Raw genomic sequence first — 10,888 nt, forward strand, 5'->3', positions numbered from 1 at the left:
GCTCTTGGTGCTTGACAATTAATAGAACCGGATTTAATTGAAAACATGATAAGGGACCGGCATGGTGAAGGGCCCAACCCCGGTGATTTTCAAAGGCTTACCCATCACAAGCCAAAGAAGGTCGCCTCTGCGCGCGGTGTGTCAGGATGCTTTGGCGAGGGTTTATGCGTGGTTCCATTCGACCTTGTTGCAACGGGAAGCGGATGATCGCCGCGTCTGCGCATGAAAGCGTCGCTCGTCGCCCTCCCGATTGATGACGCGGGCGCCATCGTCCCGTCTGCCTGTCCCATGAGGCCCCCGGCATCTCACGCTCATTCCTGGAGAATCTCATCATGCTTCCGTTAAACGGCGTCCGCATTCTGGCCGTAGAGCAATATGGCGCCGGGCCGATCGGCACCCAGTATCTCGTCGACATGGGCGCGGAAGTCATCAAGATCGAAAATCCGCGCGATGGCGGAGATATTTCGCGCTCGGTCGGCCCCTTCTTCCTGGACGACATGCCGGAATGCTCGGCGAGCATTTTCTATCAGGGGCTCAATCACAACAAGAAGAGCATGACCATCGACCTGACGCAGGATCGCGGCAGGCAGATTCTGCACCGCCTGGTGGAGAATGCGGACGCGATCGTCGGCAATCTGCGCGGCGACGTTCCGGAGAAACTCGGCCTTACCTACGATCATCTGAAGGCTTTCAATCCCAAGCTGGTCTGCGGGCATATCAGCGCCTACGGCCGCACCGGCGAGCGGGCGGGCTGGCCCGGATACGACTATATGATGCAGGCCGAGGCCGGCTTCTTCTCGCTGACGGGAGAGCCGGATACGCCGCCGACGCGGTTCGGGCTCTCGATCGTCGATTTCATGTCGGGGCTGGCGCTCGCCTGCGCCACGGTGGCCGCCCTGCTGGAAGCCAGGCAGACGGGAAGGGGCCGCGACGTCGACATCAACCTGTTCGACGTGGCGCTCTACAACCTCAACTACATCGCGCATTGGCAATTGAATTCCGGCCACAATCAACAGCGATTGCCGCGGTCGGCCCATGCCTCGCTGACGCCCTGCCAATTGTACAGGACGAAGGACGGATGGATTTATGTCATGTGCAACAAGGAGAAATTCTGGAGGATATTGTGCGAGAAGATCGGGCGAAGCGATCTTGCGGACGATCCGCGTTACGAGACATTCTCGAAACGATATGATGTTCGGGACGAGCTGACCGCTGTTCTGGACGACGTCTTCAGCCGGAAAACGACGTTCGAATGGATATCCGTTTTTGATGGAAAAGTCCCGGTCGCGCCCGTTTACGACGTAAGGCAGGCGATGGAGAATCTCTTCGTCACCGAAACCGGCCGGATACGGACCATAGCTCGAGACGGGGGCAGGGATTTCAAGATCCTGGGCAGCCCGATGAATTTCGGGGCCGACCGCCTCGACCTGAAAATGTCGCCGGCGCTGGGAGAGCATACCAGCAGCCTTCTTCGCGACATCGGCTTTGACGAGAACGCCATACGCGACCTCGAACTGTCGGGGGTGATCTGATGACGAGAGAAAGCGAGACGGGGGACATGATGTTCCCGGCCTATGTTCCGGTCGGAAAAGACCGGTACCGGGAACGCTTCGGCCTCGATTTCGAAGACTTCCGGGCAGGCCAGCATTTTCGGCATCGTCCGGGTTATACGATTACCCAGCAGGACAATATCGACGACTGCATGGATACGTTGAACCAGGCCATGCTGCATTATGACGCGCGATATGCCGCGCAAACCGAGTTTTCTTCGCCGCTGATGGTCACGACCGCCATGATCCAGCGGTTGATCGGGATGACGTGGAAAACTTTCAACAGGCGCAAGGCGATCGTCCGCTGGGATCATATCACGATGAAAGCACCGATCTTCGCCGGCGATACCTTGTACAGTGAAAGCCGGATCATGGACACTTCGCAATATGATGATGCCCAATGCGGAAAAGTGACCGTCATGACATATGGAATCAATCAGGAGGACATTGTCTTCTGCGAAATGCAATATGATAGCCTAATATACAGGAAGGAATCTCTCCCGTTTTCGGAAAACAACTATTAGAAAGTTGGAAAGGATGAAGGAATCATTCAATTTCCTGCGCCGACAGGCCAAGGATACATATATCGAATGTTATGGCGTCGACTTCGAGGATTTTGACGTCGGCCAGGTTTTCGAACATCGGCCGGGCCGGACGTTCGAAGAGGGCGATTGCCACAAGCATGCGCTGCAATCGCTGGACCTTACCCCGCACCTCGTCGATCGCAACTATGCCCGCGCGGTGCGCGGGGAAAAAATGCAGGTCGCCGAAACCTACCTGCTGAGCATGATGGCGATGACGACCAAGACCTTCGGCAAGGTCGTCGCCAATCTGAGCCTGACCGATGTCGTTCTCCAGCCGGTCTATGCCGGGGACACGATCCTTCTGGAATCCGAAATTCTGGGCAAGCGCGAATCGGCGTCGCGCCCGGACCAGGGAATCCTGCATGTCCGGACCCGCGCCCACAACCAGCACGGCGACGAGGTCTGCCGCTTCGAGCGCAAGTTTCTGGTCTATCGCAAGGGCCACGGCCCCTATCGCGCGGCGGGATACTGACCAGCCAGGCCGCATCGCCTTTCATCAGCTTGGCCGCAGGCACTGATAGCGTTCGACGTCACCCGCACGGACGCAGGCGCACCGTCTTGCGCAGGCGTTCGTAGGGATAATCTTCAGGATCGTCGGCAAAGGCGCCCGGTGCCTTGATGAGGAGCACCTGTTCGGCGATCGGGCCGAACTCCGCCTGGAAATGGACCGCGCTCTTCACCACGACGATATCCCGTTCGGCCGGCTCGACCCCCAGATGGCGAAACGGTTCGAGGTCCATCGCCTGCATCCGCTTCGACGAGACCACGATCTCCGTACCGCCGACCGTCAGCAGGGCCATCGGTCCCAGATCGACATCGAGCCCGCCAGCCACGGCACCACTGGTGCGAAACCGGCCGGTGCCCAAGGTTTTCACCTTGTAGCGGGCGTAAACCGGTTCCACGCCGTCCACCGTGACACACCCGCCAAGCCCTGTTTCGATCTCGCATCCCTCTCCGGCCGCATGCGCCGCCGCTGCGGCGTCGGCGTCACAGAGGATTCCGACCACCGCGTTGCTCGCCCCGGCCTCTAGCAGCGCACGAAGAATTCCCGTCGTGTCGGCGCTGCCTCCGCCTCCCGGATTGTCCTGCACGTCGGCCAGTACAACGGGTCGGGGGGCCGTCCGGGATATCGCGATCGCACGCGCCACGCCTTCGGCGGGCGTCAGCAATGTCGCATCGAAATCCGCCTCGCGCGACACGATCAGTTCCGTCAGGGCGTCGGCAACGCGATCGGCTTCGGTCTGGCTGTCAGCATAGGCCACCACGGTCGGGCCGCACCAGAACAGGTCCGCAGGCGGAAATCCGGCGGCATAGCAAAGGCTCAGCACATCGCCGTCGAGCAATCGCGATTCCGCGACAATGCTGCGCGAGGGTTCGACCAGCGTGCATTGCGCGGTCGTTGGAATGAGAAAAGGCATATGCCGGATGGCGCGCCCCGCCGGACGCGGCTTGCCCAGCAGGCTCGAAAGCAGTTTTGCCGCGCGCTCCCCCGTTTCCCGGCGATCGACGTGCGGATAGGTCAGGAACACGACCATGCCGTCGCAATGCTCGACCATCTCCGGCGTGATATTGGCATGGTAGTCGAGGCTGACGACGATCGGTCTGTCGCCGACGACGGTCCGAACGCGCCGCAATAATTCCCCTTCGGCATCCTCGAAGGGAATGGATGCCATGGCGCCATGGAGGTCGAGATAGACGGCATCGATCGGCATGGCTTCGGAGAGGCGTCCGACCAGTTCGCCGGCGATGCGTTCGAACGCGTCATCGGTGACCGGTCCCCCCGCGCCGCCATGCGCCCATGCGAGCGGTATCAGGACATGCTCGTCGCGTATGGCCTCGATGAAGGCGGTGATGGGGAACACGCCATCGCGCAGCCAGTCGAAGATGGCGCTGCCCCGGACCAGCGGGGGACGGTCGCGATGGTCCGCGAAATACGCATAGTCCGCGCGATGCGAAACGAAGCTGTTCGTTTCGTGACCAAAGCCTCCGATGGCGATTCGTGGCATGCGCCGTCCCCGTCCAGATTGTCGATGCTGTCCGGATAAACCGAACTTGACAGAAATAAAACCGTATCTATAAAATTTTCATGCTTCAACCAAAGGGGAGCGAAGCCGGTCGAATCCCGCACTGATACCGAACGGCTGCAAACCCGGTCCGCGCGGCCTTGCGGCGCAGCGAAGCGGCTCGCCGTGTCCGGATGAACCCGGGATTTTCGTCAATTCGACGCCTCGAACAAGCAAATCAAACGGGTACGCCCTCAGGATCGCGGCCCACATGGGAGTGGCAGCCATATGAAAAACAAGCATGAGAACCCCGATCATCATGGCGTCGGCCATCTTGCCCGGCCCGACCGGCCGACTGCATATTCGCTGTCGGAGCGTTTCGAGCGCCTGCCATTTACCGGCTATCAACGGTGGCTCGCGGTCATTCTCGCGACATGCTTTGCCGCCGACGCCGTCGATCTCGTCATGCTGTCCTACCTGCTCTCGGCTATCACGCTCGATCTTGGTCTGACGGTCCAGCAGGCGGGTATTGCCGGCGGGTCTGTTTTCGCGGGCGTCGGCGTCGGCGCCACGGCCGCCGGATATCTGTCCGACCGTTTCGGGCGCAGGAAAATCCTGATCCACAGCATGTTGATCTGGGGGACGGCGAGCCTGCTGACAGCCTTTTCCTGGGATATCTGGTCCTTCAGCTTCTTCCGGTTCGTCACGGGTCTGGGGCTCGGCGCCGAACTGCCCGCGGTGTTCGCGCTGGTCGCCGAGATCATGCCCGCCAATCGTCGCGCCAGCATCAGCGGATGGATGCACGTCGCGTCGCAAAGTTCGGTCGTTCTCTTCACGCTGGCATCATTTGGCGTGATTTCGCTCATCGGCACTTCGCTGGGGTGGCGGGCGATGTTCGTCGTCATGTTCGTCGTCGCGCTGGCCGCGCTGTATATCCGCCGGAACTTGCCGGAATCCCCGCGCTGGTACGAGGCTTCGGGCCGCCACGACGAGGCGGAGCACGCCATGCGGCGCTTCGAAGCTGCCGTTGCGGATGCATATGGAAAGCCGCTTCCATCGCCGAAATCGGACGGAAAAGTCGCGAGTGCCACAACCGGACACGGCGGATTCCGCACCCTGTTCGCGCCCGGCTATGCGCAACGAACCTTGTTTGCCTGGTCGCTCTGGTTCCTGTTCCTGCTGGCCTATTATGGGATCAGCGTCTGGGTCGGAAAATTCCTCGTCGACCGCGGGATGAGCATTACCGCATCCATCGGGACAGGAGTTCTCATCACGATGGCGGGCATACCGGCGGGCTGGATAACGGGACAGGCGATGGAGCGGTTCGGGCGCAAGATCGTCATCATCATCGCGCTGTTGTGCGTCGCGGTGGCCGCGTTCCTCTATGGACAGGCGTCCACATATGTCCTCGTCGTCGCGGCCGGCGCGGCGATGCACTTCTTCCTCGTTTCGGTCGCCACGGCGATCTACGCCTATACGCCCGAACTGTTTCCGACCCGCGCGCGCTCCACCGGGCTGGGAACCGCCTCGACCGTGGGGCGCATCGCGGCCGTTTCGGGCCCCTTGCTCATCTCGGCCCTGATCCTGAAATGGGACTATACCGGCGCGTTCATCGCTTGCGCCCTGTGCTTCTCCGCCGCGGCCCTGCTCGTCTGGTGGTTCGGGCCGGAAACGCAGGACCGGTCGATCGAGGATATTTCCTCCTAGGCTCCGTTCCCGGGCTCCGTTTCGATCGGATCGAAGCGGGCCCTAGAAACTCGCCCGTGCGGTGAGGCGGATGTCGCGACCGGCGAGGGGCACGAAATCCTTGGTGAAGCTCGCGTGGCGCCGCGCGTCGACGTCGAAGATATTGTTCGCCGCCAGCGACAGCGTCAGATGCCGCGCCTCGGGGAGCGGGCGCCAGCTGATCGACGCGTTGACCAGCGTGAAGCCCTTGGTCGGCGTCTCGAAGGCCGCGATGCGGGTCTGGTCGTCGGTCCATTCGACCTCGGCGCGCGCATCGACGCGGTCGCCCTGCGCCTCGATCCCGCCCAGGATGCGCAGCGGCGGGATGCGCGGCACATATGGGCCGCCCTTGATCTTCGCGCGCGTCATGTCGGCGGTGACGTCGCCGACGATGGCGAAGCCGCCGATCTGCGCCAGCCGCGCGCTCGCCTCCGCCTCGAAACCCCAGACGCGCGCGTCGCGCTGGAAATAGCGGAAAACGGGAAGGCCATCCTCCTCGGCGCCGGTCGCATCCGAATAGATGAAATCGTCGAACCAGTTCGAATAGACCGAAAGGCTGAAATTCACCGGGTCGCTGCGCAGCTTGAGCGAGGCTTCGGCGCCCCAGCTCGCCTCGCGCTTGAGGTTGACGTCGCCGAGCTCGAACGACTGGGTGGCGATGTGCGGACCGTTCGAGAACAGCTCTTCCGCCGACGGCGCGCGCACCGCGCGGGCCACCGACACGCCCAGCTTCACCGCGTCGGTCAGGTCGTAATTGGCGCCGAGCGCGCCCGAGAAGGTGTCGAAGGCGCGCGTGATGCCCAGCGCCGGCGCGCGGACGCTGGTGCTTTCGAAGCGCGCCGCCGCCTCGAGGCCGAGCGGCCCCGCCGTCCATTCCTGAAGCGTGAACAGCGCATATTGGTCGGTCAGGTTGCGCGGGACGAAGGCTTCGGCGCCCACCGCGTCGAAATCGCGGTGGCTGAACTGCACCCCGCTCGCTCCGCGCCAGCCGCCGCGATCGTTCTGCGCCAGTTCGAGCCGCCCCTCGACCCCCTTGTTGTAAAAGACCGTGCCGACCTCGTCGCCTTCATATTCGGTATGCTGGTAATCGGCATAGCCGCCGCGCAGGCGCAGCTTGTCGAAGAAGCCGTCGCCCAGCTCGACCTCGCCGCGCAGGTCGGCGCGCCATTGCTTCATGCCGATCGTCACCGGGCCTTCGCCATGTTCGTGCCCGTGATCGTCGTCGTCATGATCGTGGTCGTCGTGGTCCCCGTGGTCGTGCGCGGTATCGGGCCGTTCGGGGACGCCATAGCCGGTGTCGAAATAGCTGACCGAGATGCCGAGCTGCCCGCCGTCGTTGATCAGCGACAGGCCGCCCGCCGCCGTCCACGTCTCGCTCGCGGTGTTGGCGATCCGTCCGCGCCGGTTCGCCTGCGCGGTCAGCTCCGCCGCCTCGTCGGCGTGGCCGTCCTCGACCGCATGCTCGGCGAGGTGGAGCAGCTGGCCGCGCAGCCCCGGTGCGTTGACATAGCCGCCGACGCGCATGTCGTCGGTCTTGCGCCAGCTTCCGTCGAGGTGCGCGACGACCTGCGGGCTCAGCGCGACGTCGATCGAGCCGCCGAGGTTGCGGTCGTCGGCCGCGGTCGCATAGCCGCCGATCGCATCGATATGGACATGGTCCGCCGGAACCTTGCGCGGGATGCGGCGGTCGAACAGGTTGACCGCGCCGCCGATCGCCTGGCTGCCGAACAGCAGCACTGCGGGGCCGCGCAATATCTCGATGCGCTCGACGGTCAGCGGGTCGATCGTCACCGCATGGTCGGCCGAGGTGTTCGACACGTCGATCGAGCCGATGCCGTCGGTCAGCACGCGCACGCGCTCGCCCGAAAAGCCGCGCAGCACCGGCCGCGAGGCGCCGGGGGAGAAGCTGGTGGCCGACACCCCGGGCTGGCGGGTCAGGCTGTCGCCGATCTGTCCGCGGATGTCGCGGGCCAGCTCGTCGCCTTCGAGCACCGAGACGTTGCCGAGGATGTCGAGGCTGCGGACATAGGGAGCGGTCACGACGATCGGCTGGTCGGTGTGCAGGTCGTCGCCAACGCCTCTCGCGGTGCGGTCCTGCGCGAAGGCCGGAGCCGAAAGGACGAGCGCGAGGGTGAGGCCGGCGGCGGAGGATGACAGACGCATGGAGGATTCCCGTTGCTGTTTCGAAGCGATAGCGTCGCCGCAGTAATGATATAATATCACCAAGGCAAGTCTTCGGACGGCTGCGCACTGTCGTTGGTCGGACCCGATGCCCCGTTGGTCGACAAAGCCAGCCGATGGGCCGGCCAAGCGAAGCTGTCTTGCGGCGCATGGGCCGTCGTCCTAGATCGGGGGCATGACCATCGCTGAAAATAGCCTGGACCTGATCGGCAACACCCCGCTGGTGCTGCTGAAGGGGCCCAGCGAGGAAACGGGCTGCGAAATCTGGGGCAAGTGCGAATATGCGAACCCCGGCGGATCGGTGAAGGACCGCGCGGCGCTCTATATCATCCGCGACGCCGAGGCGAACGGCAGCCTGAAGCCCGGCGGCACGATCGTCGAGGGGACCGCGGGCAACACCGGCATCGGCCTCGCGCTCGTCGGCAACGCGCTCGGCTACAAGACGATCATCGTCATGCCCGACAACCAGAGCGCCGAGAAGATGGCGACGATCCGCGCGCTCGGCGCCGAACTGGTGCTCGTGCCGCCGGCGCCCTTCGCCAATCCCGGCCATTTCGTCCACACCTCGCGCCGTATCGCCGAAGAGACCGACAATGCGATCTGGGCCAACCAGTTCGACAATATCGCCAACCGCAAGGCGCATATCTTCGGCACGGCGGAGGAGATCTGGCGGCAGATGGACGGCCGCGTCGACGGTTTCACCTGCGCCGCGGGGACCGGCGGGACGATCGCCGGAACGGGGCTGGGACTGAAGGCCAAGGACGCGGCGATCACCATCGCGCTGACCGATCCGCACGGCGCCGGACTCTATAATTACTACAAGTGCGGCGAACTGAAGCCCGAGGGGTCGAGCGTCGCCGAAGGGATCGGCCAGAACCGCATCACCGGCAACCTCGACGGCGCGCCGATCGACACGCAGTTCCGCATTTCCGATGCGGAGGGGCTGGCGGTGGTGCGCCGCCTGCTCGCCGAAGAGGGGCTATGCCTCGGCCTTTCGTCGGGGATCAACGTCGCGGGCGCGATGGCGCTGGCGCGCGAACTGGGCCCCGGCAAGCGGATCGCGACGATCCTGTGCGACAGCGGCTTTCGCTATCTCTCGACGCTCTACAACCCCGAATGGCTCGCGAGCAAAGGGCTCGCGGAGGCGGCGGCGTGACCCGGCTCGAGATCAGGTCCCCGGCCGCGAGCGGACAGGCGTCGGCGCCCGCCGACGCGGTGCCGGTCCATGACACGATGCGCCGGCTGCAGATCGGGATCGCGGGGGTCGTCACCGTGCTGCTGCTCGTCGGGCTGGCGGGCGTGATCGGCGACCGGGCGCGTGAGAATGCGGCCAAGGACGTCGCGACCGCCACCGCGGTCCGCCTGCCCGGCGCAGAGGCTGGCAGCGGCAGCGCGCCGCTCGAGGACCTGGGGGTCCAGCCGGTGTCGAAGGAGGATAATGCGGGGGCCGCGATCAAGGTGCCGCAGGCACCGCCGTCGGTGGCGACCGTGCCCGACCTCGAACCCGATCCCGAACTCGCCCGCGCTCGCCAGTCGAAGCGGTGACGGCATCGGCCCGCGGGTCGCTGTGGCCGGCGCTCGCGGTCGCGGCGCTTGCCGCGGCGCTCGCCTGGTTCGCCGGCGGGCAGGCCATGCTCGGCCGGATCGACGCCGCGCTCGCGCTGCCGCTGCTCGTGCCGCCGCTGGCGCTGCTAGCTTGGTGGCGCCGTGACGATGCGGCCCCCGCGCGACGGCGCGGCGTCCTGATTGCGCTGCTGTCGCTTGCGGCGATCCAGTGTCTGCTCACCCTTCTGCTGGCGCACGCGCTCGATGGGGGAGGGGTCGCGCTGGTCGCCGTCGCGGGCGCCGCCACCGCGTGGCTGTGCGACGCAATCGTTCGCTGGCGCCGGCATGCCGGCCTTCGGGTCGCCGCGCTGCTCCTGCTCGCTGTCGGCTGGTTCGCCGCCGGCCACGCCGCGCTTGCACCGCTCTATCGCCCGGCCTTCCGCGCGGCAGCGCCCGCGACGATGCTGACCGGGCTGCCGTTGCGCTGGGCCGGTGGCGGCGGCATCGCGGCGATGATCGCCGACGGGTCGCAGGACGATCCGGCGCTCCGTGCGATCGAGGCGGCGCTGCCGGTCCGCCTCGTCGACAGCCTTGTCGACCATCCGCCGCCGCCGGGCGGCGCGCTGCTGCTCGCGCACCCGCGCGCGCTCGCGCCGCGCGAGCTGGTGGCGATCGACACCTTCGTGCGCGGCGGAGGCCGGGCGGTCGTGCTCGCCGACGCGCTGTCGGGATGGCCGCCCGCGCATCCGCTCGGCGACCCGCGCAATCCGCCGGTCACGAGCCTGCTCACGCCGCTGCTCGATCATTGGGGCGTGACGCTGGATGCTGCGCCGCCGGGCGACCGCGCGGCGCGGCCGGTCGATGTCGACGGCGCGCGACTGCGCCTGTTCAGCGCCGGGCGCTTCGCGCGTCTGCCGCCCGGATGCCGCAGCTTTGCCGACGCGCGCGTCGCCGCCTGTCCGATCGGACGGGGGCAGGCATGGCTGGTCGGCGACGCCGACCTGCTGTTCGCGCCGCTGTGGCAGCCGGTCCCGCCCTGGGCCGCGCATCTGCGCAAGGCCGACACGATCGAATGGATCGCGGCGCGGCTTGCCGGACGGGACGACGCGCAAGGCTGGCTCCGCCCGCTGTGGATACGGCCGGCGGTCGGTTAGGGCGTTGAATCCCGATACGGTTCCCCGGCGAAAGCCGGGGTCCAGATTGCGAAGCGCTGCCCCGCGTGGACCGGGCTTTCGCCGGGAGCAATTGGTTGCCGAACAGGGATAATGGCCAATCCGTTTCGATCCATGATCTGTCGCCG

9 protein-coding genes are annotated in these 10,888 nt (G+C 65.3%); 7 read left to right on the top strand and 2 right to left on the bottom strand.

Going from position 1 to position 10,888, the window contains the following annotated elements:
- Positions 1-332: 332 nt before the first annotated feature.
- Genes AC2S9W_RS08760 through AC2S9W_RS08770 form a run of 3 tightly spaced genes read left to right on the top strand, consistent with a single transcriptional unit; the run spans position 333 to position 2,606 of the window.
- Positions 333-1,532 carry a CaiB/BaiF CoA transferase family protein gene (locus tag AC2S9W_RS08760; protein WP_486571933.1) on the top strand — a complete coding sequence of 400 codons (1,200 nt, stop codon included), beginning with the start codon at positions 333-335 and terminating at the stop codon, positions 1,530-1,532.
- Positions 1,532-2,074 (top strand): hotdog family protein, encoded by a 543-nt coding sequence (locus tag AC2S9W_RS08765; RefSeq protein ID WP_486571934.1) that lies wholly within the window; start codon positions 1,532-1,534, stop codon positions 2,072-2,074. The genes AC2S9W_RS08760 and AC2S9W_RS08765 overlap by 1 nt, the downstream gene beginning before the upstream one ends.
- Before the next feature lie 13 nt (positions 2,075-2,087).
- Positions 2,088-2,606, top strand: a complete 519-nt coding sequence (locus tag AC2S9W_RS08770) for a MaoC family dehydratase (RefSeq protein ID WP_486571935.1) — start codon at positions 2,088-2,090, stop codon at positions 2,604-2,606.
- Positions 2,607-2,664: 58 nt separating this feature from the next.
- Here the strand turns inward: AC2S9W_RS08770 and AC2S9W_RS08775 are convergent, their stop codons facing one another.
- On the bottom strand, positions 2,665-4,140 hold the full coding sequence (locus tag AC2S9W_RS08775; protein WP_486571936.1) for a M81 family metallopeptidase: 1,476 nt from the start codon (positions 4,138-4,140) through the stop codon (positions 2,665-2,667).
- 285 nt (positions 4,141-4,425) lie between these two features.
- Between AC2S9W_RS08775 and AC2S9W_RS08780 the strand changes: the two genes are divergently transcribed.
- Complete coding sequence (locus AC2S9W_RS08780) at positions 4,426-5,844, top strand: MFS transporter (RefSeq protein WP_067105589.1); 1,419 nt, start codon at positions 4,426-4,428, stop codon at positions 5,842-5,844.
- A gap of 42 nt (positions 5,845-5,886) precedes the next feature.
- On the opposite strand, the gene AC2S9W_RS08785 is transcribed toward AC2S9W_RS08780, so the two are convergent.
- Complete coding sequence (locus AC2S9W_RS08785) at positions 5,887-8,025, bottom strand: TonB-dependent receptor (RefSeq protein ID WP_486571937.1); 2,139 nt, start codon at positions 8,023-8,025, stop codon at positions 5,887-5,889.
- Between the two features lie 193 nt (positions 8,026-8,218).
- Between AC2S9W_RS08785 and AC2S9W_RS08790 the strand changes: the two genes are divergently transcribed.
- From AC2S9W_RS08790 to AC2S9W_RS08800, 3 genes are read left to right on the top strand one after another with little or no spacing between them, the layout of a single operon-like run.
- Positions 8,219-9,199: a cysteine synthase A gene (locus AC2S9W_RS08790; RefSeq protein ID WP_067105585.1), complete on the top strand. Its 981-nt coding sequence runs from the start codon at positions 8,219-8,221 to the stop codon at positions 9,197-9,199.
- The gene (locus tag AC2S9W_RS08795) at positions 9,196-9,588 is read left to right on the top strand and encodes a hypothetical protein (protein ID WP_486571938.1); all 393 of its coding nucleotides are present in this window, start codon (positions 9,196-9,198) and stop codon (positions 9,586-9,588) included. Before AC2S9W_RS08790 ends, AC2S9W_RS08795 begins: the two co-directional genes overlap by 4 nt.
- Positions 9,585-10,742 carry a Gldg family protein gene (locus tag AC2S9W_RS08800; RefSeq protein WP_486571939.1) on the top strand — a complete coding sequence of 386 codons (1,158 nt, stop codon included), beginning with the start codon at positions 9,585-9,587 and terminating at the stop codon, positions 10,740-10,742. The genes AC2S9W_RS08795 and AC2S9W_RS08800 overlap by 4 nt, the downstream gene beginning before the upstream one ends.
- Positions 10,743-10,888: the final 146 nt, after the last annotated feature.

Source organism: Sphingopyxis sp. 550B (genome assembly GCF_057401805.1).

Bases quoted from the DNA above. Each gene is read 5' to 3' on its own strand.
- AC2S9W_RS08760 (WP_486571933.1), top strand. From the start codon at position 333: ATGCTTCCGTTAAACGGCGTCCGCATTCTGGCCGTAGAGCAATATGGC.
- AC2S9W_RS08765 (WP_486571934.1), top strand. From the start codon at position 1,532: ATGACGAGAGAAAGCGAGACGGGGGACATGATGTTCCCGGCCTATGTT.
- AC2S9W_RS08770 (WP_486571935.1), top strand. From the start codon at position 2,088: ATGAAGGAATCATTCAATTTCCTGCGCCGACAGGCCAAGGATACATAT.
- AC2S9W_RS08775 (WP_486571936.1), bottom strand. From the start codon at position 4,140: ATGCCACGAATCGCCATCGGAGGCTTTGGTCACGAAACGAACAGCTTC.
- AC2S9W_RS08780 (WP_067105589.1), top strand. From the start codon at position 4,426: ATGAAAAACAAGCATGAGAACCCCGATCATCATGGCGTCGGCCATCTT.
- AC2S9W_RS08785 (WP_486571937.1), bottom strand. From the start codon at position 8,025: ATGCGTCTGTCATCCTCCGCCGCCGGCCTCACCCTCGCGCTCGTCCTT.
- AC2S9W_RS08790 (WP_067105585.1), top strand. From the start codon at position 8,219: ATGACCATCGCTGAAAATAGCCTGGACCTGATCGGCAACACCCCGCTG.